This is a genomic window from Kitasatospora sp. NPDC001309 (assembly GCF_042896295.1).
Lineage (GTDB): Bacteria > Actinomycetota > Actinomycetes > Streptomycetales > Streptomycetaceae > Kitasatospora.
Genome location: NZ_JBIAXC010000009.1, coordinates 1 through 20750, shown reverse-complemented (window position 1 = coordinate 20750; position 20750 = coordinate 1). Strand labels below are relative to the sequence as shown.

Below are 20750 nucleotides of genomic sequence, written 5' to 3'. Positions count from 1 at the left end.
GATTCGTCAACTCTCTTGCAGGGCAAGGCGAAGGGCCGGCCCGAAGGGATCCGGACCGGCCCTGGGAGCCGAACGTTCAGGGGAGCCGAACGTTCAGGGGAGCCGACGGCTCACGCCGCTATCGGCCGCTGGCTGCGCACCGCCTGGAGCAGCCCGATGCCGATCCAGACCGCGAACATCGAGGAGCCGCCGTAGGAGACGAAGGGCAGCGGGATGCCCGCGACCGGCATGATGCCCAGGCACATCCCGATGTTCTCGAAGGCCTGGAAGGAGAACCAGGCGATGATGCCGGCCGCCACGATCGTCCCGTACAGGTCGGTGGCCTGGCGGGCGATCCGGCAGGCCCGCCAGAGGATCACGCCGACCAGCGAGATGATCGCCAGCGCTCCGACGAAGCCGAGTTCCTCACCGGCGACGGTGAAGACGAAGTCGGTCTGCTGCTCCGGCACGAACTGCCCGATGGTCTGGGTGCCGTGGAACAGCCCCTTGCCGGTCAGTCCGCCCGAGCCGATCGCGATCCGGGCCTGGGCGGTGTTGTAGCCGACGCCGTTGGGGTCGAGCTGGGGGTTGGCGAAGGCGGCGAAGCGGTCGATCTGGTACTGGCTGAGCAGCCCGAGCTTCCAGATCGCGATGCTCCCGCTGACCCCGAGCGCCAGGATGCCGAGCACCCAGCGGTTGGCGGCGCCGGAGCCGAGCAGGATGCCGAGCACGACCGCGGACATCACCATGACCGACCCGGCGTCCGGCATCAGCAGCACCAGGCCCATCGGCAGGCAGGCCCAGACCAGGCCCCGGAACACCGCCCGGTGCGAGGGGAACTCCCGCTCCCCCGCGTCGACCTGGTCCGACAGCACGACGGCCATCGCCAGCAGGATGGCGACCTTCGCGAACTCGGCGGGCTGGACGGAGAAGCCGCCGCCGAGCTGGATCCACGAGTGGGCGCCGTTGACGGTCGAGCCGATCGGGCTGAGCGTCGCCATCAGCAGCAGGATCACGCCGACGTAGACGAAGGGCACCAGGGTGCGGACCCGCCGGGCTCCTATCGCTATCACCACGGCGCACAGCACCAGGCCGATCACGAAGTTCGTCAGGTGCCGGTAGAGGAAGTACTGCGGGTCCCCGTGGGTGAGGTTGTCGCGCCCGCGGGTGGCCGACCAGACCAGCAGCGAGCCGACGAGCGAGAGGGCCAGGCCGGCCAGCAGCAGTATCCAGTCCAGCCGCCAGAGCGGGGAGTCCTTGGCCAGGGCCTTGGAGACCCCGCTGCGCTGCGGGCTCAGCCGCAGCTGCCGGTACGAGCCGTAGGAGGTCATGCCCGTCCCCTTCCCGGGCGGTTCGGTTCGAGCGCGGCGGCGTCGGCCGCGGTGTACGCGGCCGGGCTGCCGGCCGGGGGCGCCGGGTCGAGGAAGGCCGCCGCCGGGGCGGCGTCGGGCAGGGCCGGGGCCACCATCGACGGGGCCGCGGCGGACACCGGGGTGAGCTGCGTGGCGGCGGCCCCCCGGTCCGCACCGGCGTCGTACGAGGCCGGCTTGATGATCGCGGTGCCGTCCGGGTTGAACTTCGGCAGCTGGCCCTGCGGCGCGGGCAGCAGCGCCTTGCCGTTGTCGATGTTGCCCTTGTCGTCCACGCCGTACAGCGCCTGGTAGATCCGGCGCACGGCGTCGCCGGAGCCGCCGGAGCCGGTGCCGCCCTGGCTTATCGTCATGACGACCGCGTAGTCCTTGCTGTACGTGGTCAGCCAGGAGGTGGTCTGCTTGCCCTCGACCTCGGCGGTGCCGGTCTTGGCGTGCAGCTCGATCTTGTTCTGCGGCCAGCCGGCCCCGGCGAACTTCCAGGCGGCGGTGCCGCTGGTGATGACGCCGGCGGTGGCCTGGTCGATGTAGCTGAGCAGCTTCTGGTCGCCCGGGAACTTGGCGTCCTCGTGCGGGGCGATGTCGCGGACGAGGTCCCCGCTCGGGCTTATCACCGCCTTGGCGATGGTCGGCCGGTAGAAGGTGCCGCCGTTGGCCAGCGCCGAGTAGATCCGGGCCATCTGGACCGGGGTGACGAGGGTGTCGCCCTGGCCGATCGCGAAGTTGACGGCGTCACCGGCGCGCATCTGGTAGCCGTCGACGCAGTTCTCCCGGGCGATCTGGTCCGAGAAGCTGTTGCCGCCCTTCTGCGCCTGGGCGCACCAGGCGTCCTTGTTGTTGTCGTAGAAGGACTGCTTCCACTGCCGGTCCGGCACCCGGCCGGGGACCTCGGCCGGCAGGTCGATGCCGGTCTTGGCGCCGAGGCCGAACTCGTGGGCGGTCTTGAAGAACCAGTCGCCCGGGTTCTTCGGCTTGATGCCGCCGTCCTTCATCCACTGGTCGTAGGCCAGGCCGTAGAAGACGGTGTCGCAGGAGACCTCCAGCGCCTTCTCCAGGGAGATGGAGCCGAAGTTCTCGCTCTCGAAGTTCTTGAACTCGCGGCCGCCGATGGTGAGGCTCTTGGGGCAGGCGTAGGTGCCGTCCAGCGAGTAGCCGGCCTGCACGGCGGCGGTGGTGGAGACGACCTTGAAGGTCGAGCCGGGGGCGGACTGACCCTGTATGGCGCGGTTCAGCAGCGGGAAGTTGGAGTCCTTGCTGGTCAGCGACTGGTAGTCCTTGCCGCTGATGCCGCCGACCCAGAGGTTGGGGTCGTAGGTGGGGGCGCTGGCCATCGCGACGATCCGGCCGGTGTGCACGTCCATCACGACGGCGGCGCCGGAGTCGGCCTCGTAGTTGCGGTTGGTGACCTTGTCGAAGGTGTTCCGGGCGTCGTTCATGGCCTGCGCCAGGTTGTCCTCGACGACCTTCTGCACCCGGGCGTCGATGCTGGTGACCAGGTTGTCGCCGGTCTGCGGGGCGACGGTGCCGGCGGTGCCGATCACCCGGCCGAGGTTGTCGACCTCCAGCTTGGTGATGCCGGCGGTGCCGCGCAGGTCGCGGTCGTACACCGACTCCAGGCCGGCCCGGCCGATCTGGTCGGCCGGCAGGTAGCGGTCCAGGCCGCTCTTGGCGGCGGTCTTGCTGACCTCGTCGTCGGTGACCGGCGAGAGGTAGCCGAGCACCTGGGCCATGTTGGCGCCCTCGGCGCCGGTGTAGCGGCGCACGGCGGTGGGCTGCGCGGTGACCCCGGGGAAGTCCTCGCGGCGCTCCATTATCTGCATCGCCTGCTGGGTGGTCGCCTCCTTGGTGACCGGGATCGGCTGGTAGGGAGAACCGTTCCAGCAGGGCTGCTGGGTCTTGGCGTCGCAGAGCCGGACCTTCTCCTGGACGTCCTTGGCGGGCATCCCGAGCACGTCGGCGAGCCGGCCGAGCACCCCCTTGCCGCCGTCCTTCTGCTGGAGCAGCGAGGTGCGGCTGACGGACACCACCAGCCGGGTCTCGTTGCCGGCCAGGATCCGCCCGGAGGCGTCCAGGATCTCGCCGCGGACGGCCGGTTCGACCACCTCGCGGATGTGGTTGCCGGTCGCCTTGGCGGTGTACTCCTTGGCGTTGCGGATCTGCAGGTACCAGAGCCGTCCGCCCAGGGTGGCGAGCAGCGACAGCACCAGGATCTGCAGAACCACCAGACGGATCGTCACCCGCCGGGTACGGCCGGTCTCGGGGATGTTGCTCACGTCTCGTGCGCTCCAGGGGTGCGGGAGGGTCAGGAGGTCTGGGGGCGGGCCTGGACCGGCCGGTTACGGGCGCCGGGCGAAGCCGGGCACGCGCCGCTTCTTGTACGTCGGGCCGCTGGAGACCTCGCGCGTGGTGCGGTAGCGGGCCAGCGATCCCAGACCCAGGCCCGGCCCGCTCTCGTCGTCGTCGGCGGCGGTCACCGGGTCGCGGCCGAAGCGGCGGCCGAGCATCATCACCAGCGGCACCACGAACGGGGCCAGCAGCAGGTCGTACAGCAGGGCGCTGACCACCAGGCCGCCGAGGCCGACGTGCCGGGCCGCGGTGTCGCCGACCAGGGCGCCGACCAGCGCGTACAGCAGGGTGGAGGCGATCGCCGCGGCGCCGACCACCAGCAGCGCGCCGGAGACGGAGCGCTGGCGGCCGTGCTCGGGGCGCAGCAGCCCGGCGGCGTAGCCCATCAGGCAGAGCACCAGGGCGTAGCGGCCGATCGCGTGGTCGGAGGGTGGTGCGAGGTCGGCCAGCAGGCCGGCCGAGAAGCCGACCAGGCAGCCGCCGGTCGGCCCGTAGACCATGGCCAGGCCGACCACGACGAGGAGCAGTATGTCCGGGGTGGCTCCCGGGAGCTGGAGCCGGCCGAAGACGCTGACCTGGAGGATCAGGCCGAGCAGGATCAGGACGGCCGAGACGGGGATGCGGGCGAGGCGCATGGCTCAGTTCCCCCCAGTGGGCTTGGCGGGCGGGGCGGCGGGCGCGGAGCCCTGGGGCTGGGCGGGCGCGGCCGGGGCCTGGCTCTGCCCCGGGGTGGGGGCGGGCGGCAGCACGGCGTCGCGCGGGTCGGTGCGCGGGGGCACGACGACCACGCCGACCAGGTCCAGTCGGGTGAACTGGACGAAGGGCTCGACCAGGACGGTCTTGGTCAGCTGGCCGGCGTTGGCCTGGACCTCGGTGACCTTGCCGACCGGGACGCCGGGCACGAACGGGCGGCCGCTCTGCGAGCCGAAGGTGACCAGCCGGTCGCCGGTCTTGACCTGGGCCTTCCCGTTGAGCAGGGAGACCTTCATCGGACTGTCGCCGCCGCCGGAGGCGAAGCCGATCTCGCCGCTGCCCTCCAGCCGGGTGCCGGCCGAGAAGCCGGGGTCGGAGGCGAGCAGCACGGTGGCGGTGGTCGGGCCGACGGTGGTGATCCGGCCGACCAGGCCCTGGCCGTTGATGACGGTCATGTCGCGGGTGAGGCCGTCGTCGCTGCCGGCGTCGACGGTGATGGTCCAGGAGAAGCCCTGGGCCGGGCCGATCGCGATGACCTGGGCGGCCTTGACGGTATAGCCGCCGGCGCCGGCGGTGCGCAGCAGGTCGTCCAGCTGCTTGGTGCGCCCGGTGGCCATGTCGGAGGAGGCGAGCTTCTGCCGCAGTTCGGTGTTCTCGCGGGCGAGCTGGTCGGTGCGGCCGCTGTCGGTGGCGGCGTCGCGGAAGGCGCGGACGGTGTCCGCGACCGGGTCCACGACGGTGGCGGCGCCGCGCTCGACCGGGCCGAGGACCTTCGCGGCGGCGTGCCGGGCCGGGCCGAGCGGGGAGTCCTCACCGCCCTTGATGTCCACGGTGATGAGCGCGAAGGCGACGGCCACCAGCAGGATGAGCAGCAGCCGGCTCTCTCGTGTGTCCCTCACGGTGCTGGTACTGCCCCTTCGTACCTGGCGACCGCCCGGGGCTGTGGGGCCCGGGCGGCGGCCCGTTCAGTTGAGTGTCGGATGGTGTCGTCGTGGTGCTAACGGCGCGGCGAGGCGTCCAGTACCTGCTGGAGCGCCTCGAACTCCTCGACGCACTTGCCGGAGCCGAGCGCGACGGAGTCGAGCGGGTTCTCGGCGATGTGGATCGGCATGCCGGTCTCGCGGCGCAGCCGCTCGTCCAGGCCGCGCAGCAGGGCGCCGCCGCCGGTGAGCACGATGCCGCGGTCCATGACGTCGCCGGCCAGTTCGGGCGGGCACTGGTCGAGGGTGGTCTTGACCGCGTCGATGATCGAGTTGACCGGCTCGTCGATGGCGGCGCGGACCTCGGCGGCGGAGATGACGACGGTCTTGGGCAGGCCGCTGACCAGGTCGCGGCCGCGGATCTCGGCGTGCTCGTCCTTCTCGCCCTCCATGCCGAAGGCGCTGCCGATGCTCATCTTGATCTGTTCGGCGCTGCGCTCGCCGAGGAGGAGCGAGTACTCCTTCTTGATGTGCTGGACGATCGCGTTGTCCAGCTCGTCGCCGGCCACCCGGATGGACTGGGCGGTGACGATGCCGCCGAGGGAGATGACGGCGACCTCGGTGGTGCCGCCGCCGATGTCGACGACCATGTTGCCGGTGGCCTCGTGGACGGGCAGGCCGGCGCCGATCGCGGCGGCCATCGGCTCCTCGATGATGTGCACCTGGCGGGCGCCGGCCTGCGAGGAGGCCTCGATGACGGCGCGGCGCTCGACGCCGGTGATGCCGGAGGGCACGCAGACCACGACCCGCGGGCGGGCCAGGTAGCGGCGGCGGTGGATCTTGAGGATGAAGTAGCGCAGCATCCGCTCGGTGATCTCGAAGTCGGCGATCACGCCGTCCTTGAGCGGGCGGATGGCGACGATGTTGCCGGGCGTGCGGCCGATCATCTTCTTGGCCTCGGCGCCGACCGCCAGGATGCCGCCGGTGTTGGTGTTGACCGCGACGACGGACGGCTCGTTGAGGACGATCCCCTTGCCCCTGACGTACACCAGCGTGTTGGCTGTTCCGAGGTCGATCGCCAAGTCGCGGCCGATGAAGGACAGGTTGCTCGCCATGGGGTGTGGGTGCCTTCCCGGGCTCGGAGTTCTTGGGGGTGGACGGATGCGCGCCCACGCTTGGGCGGAGACCGGCTGAGCTGCCGTACCGGGCCCTTGAGTCGCGTCCATCGTAGTCACGCCGCACGGCACGGACATCGACGCGGGGCATACCGTCCATTGTCCGGAGCGTGATCGCTTCTCCGAGCATTGGGACGCCGTGTCGGCGTTCCCAGTTCCCTATTTCACGATAAGAATGCCCCGGCCGGGCCAATGGTCCCGACCGGGGCGGTACCAACGTCCCTGCCGGGGCGTGGCGTCCGAAGACGGACTCCGCGTCAGGCGTTCGCGGGGAAGAAGATCTTGATCTCGCGCTCGGCGGACTCCGGGGAGTCGGAGGCGTGGATCAGGTTCTCGCGGGTGATCGTCGCGTAGTCGCCGCGGATGGTGCCGGAGCCGGCCTCCAGCGGGTTGGTGGCGCCGGCCAGCATCCGGATGCCCTTGACGACCTCCTCGCCCTCGACGATCAGCGCGATCGACGGACCGGAGGTCATGAACTCCAGCAGCGGCTCGTAGAACGGGCGGCCGACGTGCTCGGCGTAGTGGGTCTCCAGGGTCTCCCGGTCGAAGGTGCGCAGCTCGACCGCGGTCAGCTGCCAGCCGGCCTTGCGCTCGATGCGGCTGATGATCTCGCCCGCCAGGCCGCGGCGGACGGCGTCGGGCTTGAGCAGGACGAGAGTGCGCTGGGACACGGTGCGTCTCCTGGTGATCTGGTACGACGTGCGGTACGGGGCAGAGGTTACCTTGCGTGAACGACCGGTCGGTTGCGCCCACCCGGCCGGGGTCAGGCGGCCTGGGCCTGCGCCTCGGTGGCGGCGGCGCGGGCGGCCTTGAACTCGTCGACCTTGCGGCCGTAGTGCACCGAGCACCACCACAGGCCGGCGAAGACCACGCCGAGGCCGAACATGGTCGGCAGGACGAAGCCGCTGGCGATCAGGCCGATCTGCAGCGCCCAGCCGATCTGCACCGCGCCGGGGCGGTTGATCATGCCGCAGAGCGCGATGCAGAGCGCCATCGCGATGCCGCTGACGATCCACACGGTGGCCGTCGAGACGCTGGAGAGCTGCATCGCGACCAGCGCCGCGAAGAGCACCAGCAGCGCCTCGCCGATCAGCGTCGAGGAGCAGAGCGTCCTCATGTCACTTCCTCCCGAGCAGCAGGCGGGCCTCGCCCACCGTGATGACCGAACCGGTGACCAGGACCCCGGCGCCGCCGAGGTCGCCCTCCTCCTCGGCCAGGGTGACGGCCGCGGTGATGGCGTCGTCGAGGCGGGGCTCGACCTGGACGCGGTCGTCGCCGAAGATCTCGACGGCCAGGGCCGCGAGGGCGTCCACGTCCATGGCGCGGTGGGTGGAGTTCTGGGTGATGACGACCTCGGCCAGGATCGGCTCGAAGGCCTCCAGCACGCCGGCCACGTCCTTGTCCCCCGAGGTGCCGATCACGCCGACCAGGCGGGTGAAGCCGAAGGACTCGTTGATCGCGGCGACGGTGGCCCGGGCGCCGTGCGGGTTGTGCGCGGCGTCCAGGATGATCGTGGGGCTGCGGCGGACGATCTCCAGGCGGCCCGGCGAGGAGACGCCGGAGAAGCCCTGGCGGACCTTGTCGACGTCCAGCTGGCCGCCGCGGGCGCCGCCGACGCCGAAGAAGGCCTCGACCGCGGCCAGCGCCAGCGCCGCGTTGTGCGCCTGGTACTCGCCGTGCAGCGGGATGAAGACGTCCTCGTACTCCTCGCCGCCGAGCCCGCGCAGCGTCACCAGCTGGCCGCCGACGGCGAGCTCACGGCGGATCACGCCGAACTCCATGCCCTCGCGGGCGACCGTGGCGTCCACCTCGACGGCCCGGCGCAGGATGACCTGGGCGGCGTCCAGCTGCTGCTGGGCGACCACGGCGACGGCGCCGGACTTGATGATCCCGGACTTCTCGACCGCGATCTCGCCGGTGGTGTTGCCGAGCTTGTCGGTGTGGTCCAGCCCGATCGGGGTGATCACGGCGACGGCGGAGTCGATGACGTTGGTGGCGTCCCAGGAACCGCCCATGCCGACCTCGACCACCCCGACGTCCACCGGGGCGTCGGCGAAGGCCGCGTAGGCCATGCCGGTGAGCACCTCGAAGAAGGACATCGGGACGGGCTGCGCGGCGTCGACCATCTGCACGTAGGGCTCGATGTCGCGGTAGACCTCGACGAAGCGCTCCGGGCTGATCGGGGCGCCGTCCAGGGTGATCCGCTCGGTGACGCTCTCCACGTGCGGGCTGGTGTAGCGGCCCGTGCGCAGTTCGAAGGTGTTGAGCAGCTGCTCGATCATCCGGGCGGTGGAGGTCTTGCCGTTGGTGCCGGTGATGTGGATGGAGGGGAAGGACCGCTGGGGCTGGCCCAGGATGTCCATCAGCGCCTCGATCCGGTCGAGCGAGGGCTCCAGCTTGTTCTCCGGCCAGCGCTTGGAGAGCTCCAGTTCGACGTCGCGCAGGGCGTCGCCGGTGCTGTCGTCGGAGGGGCGGAGGGTGTACGGATTCGGGTCGGCCTTGTCGCTCACGTCCACAGTCTACGGAGCGGCGGCGGCCCGTCCTCACAGGGCGAGGGGAACGGCGCCGACGGGATCGCGGCGGGGTGGGCGCGGGGTGAGAACGGCCACTTTGCCCCGTCTTTGCCCGGCTTCTTGATTTTGCTCCCTTTACTATTGATTCAGCGAGTTTGTACGGCAATGGAGCATCGATTCGCAACCCACAGGAGCTGACAGCCTTTGATCACGAGGAGCACTGCGCCATGCCCGACGCCCTGCACGACTGGATCGTGCTCCGCCAGGACGCCGTCGTCTGGTTCGCCGGACTGATCTCCCTGGCCCTCGTCGGCTACATGGCCCTCGTCTTCGGACGCTTCCTCGTGTACTGGGCCGGCTCCCGCCACGCCTTCCGGCACAGCCGCCCCGCCCCGCCCGGCGACCCCGCCGCCCTCCAGTGGCACCTGGTCATCCCCTGCCGCGACGAGGAGGCCGTGGTCACCCAGACCCTGGACGGCCTGCGGACCAGCGCACCCGAGGCCCACCTCTGGGTGATCGACGACGACAGCGAGGACGCCACCCGCGAACTCGTCCTCGCCGCCGCGGCCCGCGACCCGCGGATCCACCTCGTCCAGCGCCGCCGCCCGCACGCCCGGATCGGCAAGGGCGCCGCGCTCAACGCCGCCTACCGCGAGATCTCCGCCTGGCTCCCCGAGTCCACCGACCGCTCCCGGGTGGTCATCGGCGTGGTCGACGCCGACGGACAGCTCGACCCCGGCACCCTCGGCCAGGTCTGCAACCCCAAGGCCCTCGGCCGCCCCGACACCGGCGCCGTCCAGATCGGCGTCCGGATGCGCAACGCCGACGACGAACGCCCGCTGCCCGGCCGCGGCCGCACCGCCAACGCCCTCGCCCGCGCCCTGGTCCGGATGCAGGACGTCGAGTTCCAGGCCAACAACGCCGGCATGCAGCTGCTGCGCCGCCGCACCGGCAGCGTCGGCCTCGGCGGCAACGGCCAGTTCGTCCGGCTCACCGCCCTCGACTCGCTCACCGCCGAGGAGGGCCGGGCCGGCCGCCCCTGGCCCGAGCGCGCCCTGCTGGAGGACTACGAGTCCGGCCTCGACCTGCGCCTGGCCGGCTGGCGGCTCACCCACGTCACCGAGGCCCAGGTCTCCCAGGAGGGCCTGGTCTCGCTGCGCCGCTTCCTCACCCAGCGCACCCGCTGGGCCCAGGGCAACATGCAGTGCCTGCGCTACACCGGCCGGGTGCTGCGCTCCCCGCACTACCCGGCCTCCGGCAAGGCCGAGGTGCTCTACACCTTCCTCCAGCCGGTGGTCTGCGTCCTGCTGGTGCTGCTCTTCCCGCTCTCGCTCGCCATCACCACCGCCGGGCTGGTGCTCTTCCCCGCCGAGACCGCCGACTTCCAGCTCCGGTTCGGCCCGTGGATGCTGCTCGCCTTCGTGCTCGCCACCCTGCCGATGGTGTTCTGGGGCCTCGCCTACCGCAGGGCCGTCCACCCGGACCGCAGCCGGCTCACCGGACTGCTCTGGGGCGTCCTGGTGTGGCTGTACGCCTACCACCTCTTCGTGGTCGCCGCCCGGGCCGCCGTCCGACTGCTGCTCGGCCGCAACGGCTGGGCCAAGACCCGGCGCAACGCCGAGAAGGTCGCCGTCGGCGCCCCCACCGCGCTCGAGTCCTGAGCCCCCACTCCCCCACCCCGCGTCGTCCTCCCGGAGCCCCCGCATGAGCACGTGCCTGCCCCCGAACAGCGTCGCCGTCGTCCTCGGCACCCGCCCCGAGCTGGTCAAGCTCGCCCCGCTGATCCACGAACTCGGCGACGCCACCCGGCTGGTGCACACCGGCCAGCACTGGGACGAGGCGATGTCCGGCCGCTTCCTGCGCGACCTCGACCTGCCGGAGCCCGAGCTGCTCACCGGCGTCGGCGGCCGCCCCCGGGCCGGCCAGATCGCCCAGTCCCTCGGCCAGCTGGACGCCGCCTTCGCCGAGGACCGCCCCGCCGCCGTCGTCGTCCAGGGCGACACCAACGCCACCCTCGCCGGAGCGCTGGCCGCCAACGCCCGGGAGATCCCGCTGGTGCACGTCGAGGCCGGGCTGCGCAGCTACGACCGGGCGATGCCCGAGGAGCACAACCGGGTGATGGTCGACCACGTCTCCGACCTGCTCTGCGCCGCCACCGAGGACAACGTCGCCAACCTGCGCGCCGAGTCCCTCGACCGGGGGCGGATCGAACTCACCGGCAACACCGTGGTCGAGGTGGTCCGCCGTCAGCTGCCCGACGCCGCCACCCGCGCCGCGCTGCTCGCCGCGCACGGGCTGCGCCCGGACGGGTACGTGCTGGCCACCGTGCACCGCCCGGAGAACACCGACACCGCCGAGGCGCTCGGCGCCGTGCTCGCCGAGCTGGACCGGATCGCCCGGGCCGGCACCCCGGTGCTGTTCCCGATGCACCCGCGCACCCGGGCCGCCGTCGCGCGCTTCGCACTGGACGCCCTGCTGGAGCGCCTGGCCGTCACCGAGCCGGTCGGCTACGGCGACTTCCTCGGCCTGGCGAGCCACGCGGCGCTGCTGGTCTCCGACTCCGGCGGCGTGCAGGAGGAGTGCACCGTGCTCGGCCGTCCGCTGCTGGTGGTGCGCCGCTCCACCGAGCGCCCGGAGGCGGTCGACGCCGGCTTCGCCGCGCTGGTGCGGCCCGGCGAGGAGCTCGGCGAGCTGGCCCGCGGCTGGCTGTCCGACACCCCCGAGCGGCTGGCCCGGCTGGCCGCCACCCCGAGCCCGTACGGCGACGGCCGCGCCTCGGCCCGGATCGCCACGCTGACCGCCGCCCTGGCCGGACCCGCCGGGAGCACCGGGACCGCCGGGAGCAACGCCGCCCAGGACGCCCCGCTGGCCGCGTAGGGCCTCTTGACAGCCGGATTGGTCTACTCCACCTTGTGAGGCAAGTCTCCGTTCCCGACCGGGACTTGAGTTGTCGGTAGCTCCCGCACGCGCACCATCGACACCCCGGACGGCACTGACCCCACCCAGCGCCGCCGGGCCTCCCCCACTGGAGATGGAGTCATGCCACCTGCCCGACACCGGCGCCCGCGCGCCCTCCACCCGCTGCTCGCCGGCACCTGCGCCCTCGTCCTCGGCCTCGGCGGGCTCGTCCTGGCCGACGGCACCGGCGCACACGCCGCCGACACCGACCTGATCACCAACGGCGGCTTCGAGACCGGCGACCTCTCCGGCTGGACCTGCTCCAACGGCACGGTCCGGAGCACCGGCGCCCACTCCGGCCGGTACGCCCTGCAGTCCACCCCCGCCGGCTCGGACACCGGCGAGTGCACCCAGACCGTGTCGGTGAAGCCCTCCTCCTCGTACACCCTGAGCTCCTGGGTCCAGGGCTCGTACGTCTACCTGGGCGCCCGCGGCACCGGCGGCGGCGATCCGAGCACCTGGACCCCCGGCGGCACCGGCTGGAGCCGGCTGAGCACGAGCTTCACCACCGGCCCGGGCACCACCAGCGTCACCGTCTACCTGCACGGCTGGTACGCCCAGCCTGCCTTCCTCGCCGACGACGTCACCCTGCTCGGGCCCGGCGGGCCGCAGCCCTCCCCCAGCCCGACGGCCACGGCGACCGCCACCGGCACCGCCTCACCGAGCCCGACGGCCACCGGCACGGGCACCGGCACGCCCACCCCCACCGGCACGTCCACCCCGACCAGGCCGCCCGGCCTGCCCAAGCACGTCCTCACCGGGTACTGGCAGAACTTCGACAACGGCGCCACGGTGCAGCGGATCAGCGACGTCCCGGCCGCCTACGACATCATCGCGGTCGCCTTCGCCGACGCCACCGCCACCCGCGGCGGCCTGGGCTTCACCCTGGACCCGGCCCTGTCCACCAAGCTCGGCGGCTACACCGACGCCCAGTTCAAGGCCGACATCGCGGCCAAGCGGGCGGCCGGGAAGCGGGTGGTGCTCTCCGTCGGCGGCCAGAACGGCACGGTCTGGGTGGGCGACTCCGCCTCCGCCGCGACCTTCGCCGACACCGCCTGGGCCCTGCTGCAGAACTACGGCTTCGACGGGATCGACATCGACCTGGAGAACGGCATCGACTCCACCTACATGGGCCAGGCGCTGCACTCCCTGGCGGCGCGGGCGGGCAGCGGGTTCGTCCTCACCATGGCGCCGCAGACCATCGACATGCAGTCGACCGGGATGGAGTACTTCAAGCTGGCGCTGAACGTGAAGGACGTCCTCACCATCGTCAACATGCAGTACTACAACTCCGGTGCGATGAACGGCTGCGACGGCAACGTCTACTCCCAGGGCACCGAGGACTTCCTCACCGCCCTGGCCTGCATCCAGCTCAAGGGCGGACTGCGGCCCGACCAGGTCGGGCTCGGGGTGCCGGCCTCCACCAGCGCCGCCGGCGGCGGCTACACCGACCCCGGCACGGTGAACAAGGCGCTGGACTGCCTGGCCTCCGGCACCGGCTGCGGCAGCTACCGGCCGGACACCGCCTGGCCCGGCATCGGCGGGGCGATGACCTGGTCGACCAACTGGGACGCCAGGGCGGGCAATCCAGTCTCCGCCACCATCGGCGCCCACCTGCACGCCATGCCGTGAGCCGCCCCCGGGCCGGGGTCAGACCCCGGCCCGGGCCTCCGGGACGTGCGCGCAGCCGCCGTGCCGGCGGCGCAACTCGGCCGTGATCTCGGCCAGTTCACCCTCGGGCAGCAGCGGCAGCATCATCGCGACGCCCTGCAGCAGACCGCCGAGCAGGAAGGTGGTGTCCGCCGTCGCCGCGACCAGGCCGCGGACCTCGGCCACCCGGCCGTCCGCGACCGCCTCGATCAGCTGGGCGGCGTTCGCGCTCTCCTCGTCCACCTGGACGGCGCCGCCGTCCAGAGGGGCACGGCGGGCCATCGCCCGCAGCACCCGGTCGCCGACCTCGGGGGCGTACGCCTTGCGGACGGCCTCGGCGGCGATCCAGGTGAGCAGGGCGGTCACCTCCCGCTCGGCGTTCTCCGCCAGCAGCAGGTCCAACTCGTGGTCGAACGCGAGCTGGTTGCCGTGGCGGAAGGCGAGCAGCAGGGTCGCCGCCCTGGCCTTGGCCTCCTCGACCGCCTCGGCAGGCAGTTCCTGGGCCAACTCCTCGGTCACCACCACGCCATGCCTCCCGTCCGTCGCTCAGCAGGAACGCTCAGCAGAAACACCTTCGGAAACTCCGAGCACACCGTACACATCCGACCTGAAAACTTCCGCGAACGCGCGCGGGCAAGACCGGAATCAATTCGCTCGGAATAGGACCTCACCCGGTCCAGGATGAATATTCGCCGGAAGGGAGCAATGTTGCTGCTCTATTAGGCGTAGTGACCGTCCCGCCGGGCCCGCCGAAAACGGCGCGCCGCAAACGAACGCGCCGCAACCAGCGCGCCCGAAGGAGCACGCCGGAAGGAGCACGCCGGGAATCGGGCACGCCGGAGAACGCCGAAGGGCCGCACCCCGCGCGTCGCGGGATGCGGCCCCCCAGGGGCGGTGCGGGCTCAGCCCTGCGGCAGCGCCGCGAGCTGGGCGGTGATCCGGGCGATGTCGGCCTCGGCGGCCTCCTGACGGCCCCGGATCTTGGCGACCACCTCGTCCGGCGCCTTGGCCAGGAAGGCCTCGTTGCCGAGCTTGGCGGTGGTCTGGGTCTTCTCCTTCTCGGCGGCCGCGAGGTCCTTGGCGAGGCGCTTGCGCTCCGCCGCGACGTCGATGGTGCCGGAGAGGTCCAGCGCGACGGTGGCACCGGCCACCGGCAGCGAGGCGGTGGCCGCGAAGCCCTCCTCGGGGACGGTCAGCCGCAGCAGCGAGCGGATCGCGTCCTCGTGGACGGCCAGCACGGTGCCGGCCAGCTCCAGCTGGGCCGGGACGCGCTGCGCGGGCTGCAGGCCCTGGTCCGAGCGGAACCGGCGGACCTCGGTGACCACCTGCTGCAGCGTGGCGACCTCCGACTCGGCGGCCGCGTCGCGGTAGCCGCTGTCCTTCGGCCACTCGGCGACGACCAGCGACTCGGCGCCGGTGAGAGTGGTCCACAGCGCCTCGGTGACGAACGGGACGACCGGGTGCAGCAGCCGCAGGGTGACGTCCAGGACCTCGCCCAGGACCCGGCGCGAGGCGTCGGCCTGCGGGCCGCCCTTGGCCAGGGTGGTCTTGGAGAGCTCGACGTACCAGTCGAAGACCTCGTCCCAGGCGAAGTGGTACAGCGCGTCCGAGAGCTTGGCGAACTGGTAGTCCTCGTACAGCCCGTCCACCTTGGCGACGGTGGCGTTCAGCCGCGACAGGATCCAGCGGTCGACCGCGGTCATCTCCTCGGGCGCCGGCAGCGGGCCCTCGGTGGTGGCGCCGTTCATCAGCGCGAAGCGGGTCGCGTTCCAGATCTTGTTGCAGAAGTTGCGCGAGCCCTTGACCCAGTCCTCGCCGATCGGCACGTCGGCGCCCGGGTTGGCGCCGCCGGCCAGGGTGAAGCGGACGGCGTCGGCGCCGTAGGCGTCCATCCAGTCCAGCGGGTCCACCGCGGTGCCGGAGGACTTCGACATCTTCTTGCCGAACTCGTCGCGGACCAGACCGGTCAGCGCGACGGTCTTGAACGGCGCCTCGCCGTCCATCGCGTACAGGCCGAACATCATCATCCGGGCGACCCAGAAGAAGATGATGTCGTGGCCCGTCAGCAGGACGTCGGTCGGGTAGAACTTCTCCAGGTCGGCGGTCTTCTCCGGCCAGCCCAGCGTGGAGAACGGCCACAGGCCGGAGGAGAACCAGGTGTCCAGGACGTCCGGGTCCTGGACCCAGCCCTCGCCGGTCGGCGGCTGCTCGTCCGGTCCGACGCAGACGACCTCGCCCTCGGGGCCGTACCAGACCGGGATCCGGTGGCCCCACCAGAGCTGGCGCGAGATGCACCAGTCGTACATGTTGTCGACCCAGTCGAAGTAGCGGCGCTCCAGCTCCTTCGGGTGGATCTCCACCTTGCCGTCGCGGACGGCGTCGCCGGCGGCCTTGGCCAGCGGCTCGACCTTGACCCACCACTGCAGCGACAGCCGCGGCTCGACCACGGTGTGGCAGCGCGAGCAGTGGCCGACGGCGTGCATGTACGGGCGCTTCTCGGCGACGATCCGGCCCTGCTCGCGCAGCGCGCCGACGACGGCCGAACGGGCCTCCATCCGGTCCAGGCCGAGGAAGGGGCCGTGCACGGTGATCGCACCGCGCTCGTCCATCACCGTCAGGTTCGGCAGGCCGTGGCGCTGGCCGATGGCGAAGTCGTTCGGGTCGTGCGCGGGCGTCACCTTGACGGCGCCGGTGCCGAACTCCGGGTCGACGTGCTCGTCGGCGACGACCGGGATCTCCCGGTCGGTCAGCGGCAGCTTGATGGTCCGGCCGACCAGGTGCCGGTAGCGCTCGTCGTCCGGGTGGACGGCCACCGCGGTGTCGCCCAGCATCGTCTCGGCCCGGGTGGTGGCGACGACGATCGAGTCGTCACCGTCGCCGTAGCGGATCGAGACCAGCTCGCCCGGCGTGTCCTCGTGCTCCACCTCGATGTCGGACAGCGCGGTGAGGCAGCGCGGGCACCAGTTGATGATGCGCTCGGCGCGGTAGATCAGGCCGTCGTCGAACAGGCGCTTGAAGATGGTCTGGACGGCCTGGGACAGGCCCTCGTCCATGGTGAAGCGCTCGCGCGACCAGTCCACGCCGTCGCCGAGGCGGCGCATCTGGCCGAGGATGCGGCCGCCGTAGCTCTGCTTCCACTCCCAGACCTTCTCCACGAAGGCCTCGCGGCCCAGGTCGTGGCGGGAGAGACCGGCCTCGGCGAGCTGCTGCTCGACCTTGTTCTGGGTCGCGATGCCCGCGTGGTCCATGCCGGGCAGCCAGAGCGTCTCGAAGCCCTGCATGCGCTTGCGGCGGGTCAGCGCGTCCATCAGCGTGTGCTGGAAGGCGTGACCGAGGTGCAGGACGCCGGTGACGTTCGGCGGGGGGATGACGATCGTGTACGCGGGCTTGTCGCTCTTCGCGTCCGCGGTGAAGTAGCCACGGTCCACCCAGCGCTCGTACAGCTCGCCCTCTACGTCCGCGGGGGTGTAGGTCGTCGGGAGGGTTGCCGCATCGTCCCCGGTGGTGCTCACGGGGCGCTGGTTCGTCGTGTCGGTCACGACGCACAGTTTACGTAACCGTGGGCGCTGGTTACGAACCGCTTTCGGTCCGCGGACTCGGCCGGTCCGGGCGCTCCCGCCGCCGGTGCCGTGCGGTAGCGTGCCCGGGCACTCGTCCGGGTGACCGGGCGTGCACGGACATACCCATACGAAGATCGGCCGCGAGTGCGGCGGGGGAGCACGAGGACACATGTACGGCCAGGGACAGGGACAGCAGTATCCGCCGCCGCAGGGCCAGCCCTACGGCGGCCAGCCCTACGGCGCACCGCCGCCGCAGCAGCCCTACGGCGCCCCGCAGCCCCAGTACGGGTACCCGCCGCAGCAGCCCTACGGCGCCCCGCAACCGCAGTACGGCGTGCCCCCGCAGGGCCCGTACGGCCAGCCGGGCTACCCGGCGCCGCCGCGCAAGGGCAAGGGCGGCCTGGTGGTCGGCCTCGTCGTCGGCGCCCTGGTGCTCGGCGGCGGCGGCTTCGCCGCCTGGAAGTTCCTCGGCGCCGGCAGCGACTCGGGCGGCCGCTACAAGCTCAGCGCACCGCAGACGCTGCTCGACGGCTACGTCCAGAAGTCGGCGAAGGAGGAGGCCGCCGACATGAGCAAGCCCGAGGTCGCCAAGGTCGGCACCGACCTGCACGCGCTGGTGGCCAGCTACAGCAAGGGCGCCGACGTCAAGAACATGGACTCGCTGTCGGTCGTCGGCATCTACGGCTCCCTCAACGACCCCGCGCAGATCATCGCCGACTCCAAGAAGGACAGCGGCGGCCTGACCTGGTCCACCCCGATGACCGACTTCCCCGCCAAGGACGGCCACGCCTCCGACGGCAAGCTCAGCTGCGGCGTCGCCAGCATCATCGGCAAGCCCGGCCCGACGGTCTGCGTCTGGGCGGACAAGTCCACCTACGGCCGGGTCACGTTCAGCCACCTCAGCCTGGGCACCACCGGCAGCACGGGCGGCAGCGACTCGGGCCTCACCCCCGACCAGGCCGCGGAGAAGACCCGCACCATCCGCGACGCCATGAAGGTGGCCCGCTGACCCGCGGCCCCGCCCGGCCGCCCCCGCGGCAGCACCACTCCGCCGGTACCCCCGGCGGTCTCCACGCGCGACGTCCCAGAAAGGGTCCCGCATGTCCGACCAGAACCCGTACGGGCCCCCGCCGCAGCCCGGGTACCCGGCGACCCCGCCGCCGGCCGCCCCCGGCTACGGCGGTGTCCCGCCGCAGGCCCCGCCGCCCGGCTACCCCGCACCCGGCGGGCCGGAGGCCGGCGGCTACCCGGGCTACCCGGGCACCCCGGAGGGCGCGCCCGGGGCCTACCCCGGTTACGGCGGGTACGCGCCGGTGCCGCCGCGCAAGTCGCGCCGCACGCTGTGGATCGTGCTCGGCACCGTCGGCGCCGTCCTGGTCGTCCTGATCGGCGTGTTCGGGTACCTCGCCTGGAACGTGACCAGCGGCACCGGCACCGAGAAGCTCGTGATGCCGGCGACCTTCAAGGACCTCAAGGCCAACGACGACCCGGCGGTGACCGGGAAGCTGCAGGACGAGCTGACCTCCAAGATCGGCCAGGGCGACGGCAATTGGAAGCCCACCGGCGTCGCCGGGGTCTACCAGGACGCGGACTCCACCCCGCAGCTGATCGCGGTCGGCGTCTACGGCAAGGTGCTGCTGCCCAAGCAGGAGCTGGACCAGATGTTCGCCGGCTTCTCCGGCGCGGGCGGCACGATCAGCGGCCGGCACGCGGTGGACCCGGGCCCCAAGGGCGGCCAGATGGAGTGCGCCACCTCGCAGAGCGGCGAGAGCAAGCTGGCCCTCTGCGCCTGGGCCGACAAGAGCACCGTCGTCATGGTGCTCAAGGGCTCCGACGACGGCACCCAGCCCGACATCGACAAGCTCGCCGCCGACACCCGCGACCTGCGCGCGGTCGCCGAGGTGCCCAAGTAGGCCCGCCCGGGCCTGCGGTGACGAAGGGGCCCCGCACCGGATTCCGGTGCGGGGCCCCTTCGCTGCCTCCGGCCGAAGGCCGTCGGCCCGGACTCAGGCGCTCTTGTCGCGGCGCTCGCGCTTGATCATGTCGCGCGGGACGAGGGTGGGGATGGCGTGCTTGGAGACGACGTCCCCGGTGACCACCACGCGGGCGACGTCCTGACGCGAGGGGACCTCGTACATCACGGACATCAGCACCTCCTCCATGATGGCCCGCAGACCGCGCGCGCCGGTGCCGCGCAGGATCGCCTGGTCGGCGATCGCCTCCAGCGCGTCCCGGGAGAACTCCAGCTCCACGCCGTCCAGTTCGAAGAGCTTGCGGTACTGCTTGACCAGCGCGTTCTTCGGCTCGGTGAGGATCTGCAGCAGCGCCTCGCGGTCCAGGTTGTGCACGCTGGTGATCACCGGCAGACGGCCGATGAACTCGGGGATCATGCCGAACTTCACCAGGTCCTCGGGCATCACCTGGCGGAAGTGGTCGCTGGCGTCCGACTCGCGCTTGGAGCGGATGTTGGCGCCGAAGCCGATGCCCTTGGCACCCGCGCGGCCCTCGATGATCCGCTCCAGGCCGGCGAAGGCACCGCCGACGATGAACAGCACGTTGGTGGTGTCGATCTGGATGAACTCCTGGTGCGGGTGCTTGCGCCCGCCCTGCGGCGGCACCGAGGCGGTGGTGCCCTCCAGGATCTTCAACAGCGCCTGCTGCACGCCCTCGCCGGAGACGTCGCGGGTGATCGACGGGTTCTCGCTCTTGCGCGCGACCTTGTCGATCTCGTCGATGTAGATGATCCCGGTCTCGGCCTTCTTGACGTCGTAGTCGGCCGCCTGGATCAGCTTGAGCAGGATGTTCTCGACGTCCTCGCCGACGTAGCCGGCCTCGGTCAGCGCGGTGGCGTCCGCGATCGCGAAGGGGACGTTCAGCATCCGGGCCAGGGTCTGCGCCAGCAGGGTCTTGCCGGAGCCGGTGGGGCCCAGCAGCAGGATGTTCGACTTGGCCAGCTCGATCGCGTCCTCGCGGCCGTTGCCGCCGCTACGGCCGGCCTCGCCCGCCTGGACCCGCTTGTAGTGGTTGTAGACCGCGACCGACAGCGCCTTCTTGGCGAGGTCCTGGCCGACCACGTACTGGTCCAGGAACTCGTAGATCTCACGCGGCTTCGGGAGCTCCTCGAAGCGGACCTCGGAGGTCTCGGCGAGTTCCTCCTCGATGATCTCGTTGCACAGGTCGATGCACTCGTCGCAGATGTACACGCCTGGGCCGGCGATCAGCTTCTTCACCTGCTTCTGCGACTTGCCGCAGAACGAGCACTTGAGCAGGTCGCCACCGTCTCCGATGCGTGCCACGAGGTGCTTCCCCTTCGCCAGGGGCCCCGCGGGGGTTCCGGGGCCTGGTGCTGTGGACCGTCCGCGCCGACGGCGCTCGGTCTCGCTATCCGACGGTACTCTGCCGGGCCCGTGATTCCGTCCTCTTCGCCGGGTCTGCCCTACGCCCTGGGCGAATTGATACCGAACAGATGCCGTGACAGCGCCCGCCGACGGGTCGGGGCGGGGCGCGCAACCGGGGCACCCCGGACCGGCCCGATCCGGAGCGCCCCTCGGGGGGACCGCTCAGGCGTAGACCGCGATCCGCGGCT

General features: G+C 71.8%; 16 protein-coding genes. 5 read left to right on the top strand and 11 right to left on the bottom strand.

All coding sequences use genetic code 11. From position 1 onward, the window contains the following. Positions 1-110 precede the first annotated feature (110 nt). The 8 genes from rodA to ACFY2K_RS11640 form a co-directional block, all read right to left on the bottom strand. Positions 111-1310 (bottom strand): rod shape-determining protein RodA, encoded by a 1200-nt coding sequence (gene rodA, locus ACFY2K_RS11675; RefSeq protein ID WP_375893113.1) that lies wholly within the window; start codon positions 1308-1310, stop codon positions 111-113. Further along, positions 1307-3622 (bottom strand): penicillin-binding protein 2, encoded by a 2316-nt coding sequence (gene mrdA, locus ACFY2K_RS11670; protein ID WP_380524798.1) that lies wholly within the window; start codon positions 3620-3622, stop codon positions 1307-1309. Before mrdA ends, rodA begins: the two co-directional genes overlap by 4 nt. Before the next feature lie 63 nt (positions 3623-3685). Continuing rightward, entirely contained in the window at positions 3686-4330 is a 645-nt protein-coding gene (mreD, locus tag ACFY2K_RS11665; protein ID WP_387710991.1) for a rod shape-determining protein MreD, read from the bottom strand. A 3-nt stretch (positions 4331-4333) separates the two neighbouring features. Then, positions 4334-5287 carry a rod shape-determining protein MreC gene (gene mreC / locus ACFY2K_RS11660; protein WP_375893107.1) on the bottom strand — a complete coding sequence of 318 codons (954 nt, stop codon included), beginning with the start codon at positions 5285-5287 and terminating at the stop codon, positions 4334-4336. 98 nt (positions 5288-5385) lie between these two features. Beyond that, positions 5386-6411, bottom strand: a complete 1026-nt coding sequence (locus ACFY2K_RS11655) for a rod shape-determining protein (protein ID WP_317621116.1) — start codon at positions 6409-6411, stop codon at positions 5386-5388. Positions 6412-6740: 329 nt separating this feature from the next. Further along, positions 6741-7154 carry a nucleoside-diphosphate kinase gene (ndk, locus tag ACFY2K_RS11650; protein WP_375893106.1) on the bottom strand — a complete coding sequence of 138 codons (414 nt, stop codon included), beginning with the start codon at positions 7152-7154 and terminating at the stop codon, positions 6741-6743. Between the two features lie 92 nt (positions 7155-7246). Beyond that, positions 7247-7600 (bottom strand): DUF4233 domain-containing protein, encoded by a 354-nt coding sequence (locus ACFY2K_RS11645; protein WP_375893104.1) that lies wholly within the window; start codon positions 7598-7600, stop codon positions 7247-7249. 1 nt (position 7601) lies between these two features. After that, on the bottom strand, positions 7602-8993 hold the full coding sequence (locus ACFY2K_RS11640; protein ID WP_375893102.1) for a bifunctional folylpolyglutamate synthase/dihydrofolate synthase: 1392 nt from the start codon (positions 8991-8993) through the stop codon (positions 7602-7604). Between the two features lie 230 nt (positions 8994-9223). On the opposite strand from ACFY2K_RS11640, the gene ACFY2K_RS11635 reads away from it, so the two are divergent. The 3 genes from ACFY2K_RS11635 to ACFY2K_RS11625 all read left to right on the top strand — a co-directional run bounded on the left by ACFY2K_RS11635 (position 9224) and on the right by ACFY2K_RS11625 (position 13586). Then, on the top strand, positions 9224-10657 hold the full coding sequence (locus ACFY2K_RS11635; RefSeq protein WP_380642109.1) for a glycosyltransferase family 2 protein: 1434 nt from the start codon (positions 9224-9226) through the stop codon (positions 10655-10657). Positions 10658-10700: 43 nt separating this feature from the next. Further along, the gene (gene wecB, locus ACFY2K_RS11630) at positions 10701-11873 is read left to right on the top strand and encodes a non-hydrolyzing UDP-N-acetylglucosamine 2-epimerase (protein ID WP_387710988.1); all 1173 of its coding nucleotides are present in this window, start codon (positions 10701-10703) and stop codon (positions 11871-11873) included. 162 nt (positions 11874-12035) lie between these two features. Further along, positions 12036-13586, top strand: a complete 1551-nt coding sequence (locus ACFY2K_RS11625) for a chitinase (RefSeq protein WP_387710986.1) — start codon at positions 12036-12038, stop codon at positions 13584-13586. Between the two features lie 18 nt (positions 13587-13604). Here the strand turns inward: ACFY2K_RS11625 and ACFY2K_RS11620 are convergent, their stop codons facing one another. Together ACFY2K_RS11620 and ACFY2K_RS11615 are read right to left on the bottom strand one after the other, a co-directional pair. Continuing rightward, entirely contained in the window at positions 13605-14129 is a 525-nt protein-coding gene (locus ACFY2K_RS11620; protein ID WP_375893096.1) for a hypothetical protein, read from the bottom strand. A gap of 377 nt (positions 14130-14506) precedes the next feature. Beyond that, positions 14507-17143, bottom strand: coding sequence for a valine--tRNA ligase (locus ACFY2K_RS11615; protein WP_375893094.1), 2637 nt, complete (start codon positions 17141-17143; stop codon positions 14507-14509). 190 nt (positions 17144-17333) lie between these two features. On the opposite strand from ACFY2K_RS11615, the gene ACFY2K_RS11610 reads away from it, so the two are divergent. After that, entirely contained in the window at positions 17334-18173 is an 840-nt protein-coding gene (locus ACFY2K_RS11610) for a hypothetical protein (protein ID WP_375893093.1), read from the top strand. Positions 18174-18264: 91 nt separating this feature from the next. Beyond that, entirely contained in the window at positions 18265-19077 is an 813-nt protein-coding gene (locus tag ACFY2K_RS11605; RefSeq protein WP_380524790.1) for a hypothetical protein, read from the top strand. A gap of 93 nt (positions 19078-19170) precedes the next feature. Here ACFY2K_RS11605 and clpX read toward each other — a convergent pair whose 3' ends face one another. After that, complete coding sequence (gene clpX / locus ACFY2K_RS11600) at positions 19171-20460, bottom strand: ATP-dependent Clp protease ATP-binding subunit ClpX (RefSeq protein WP_030283761.1); 1290 nt, start codon at positions 20458-20460, stop codon at positions 19171-19173. Positions 20461-20750: the final 290 nt, after the last annotated feature.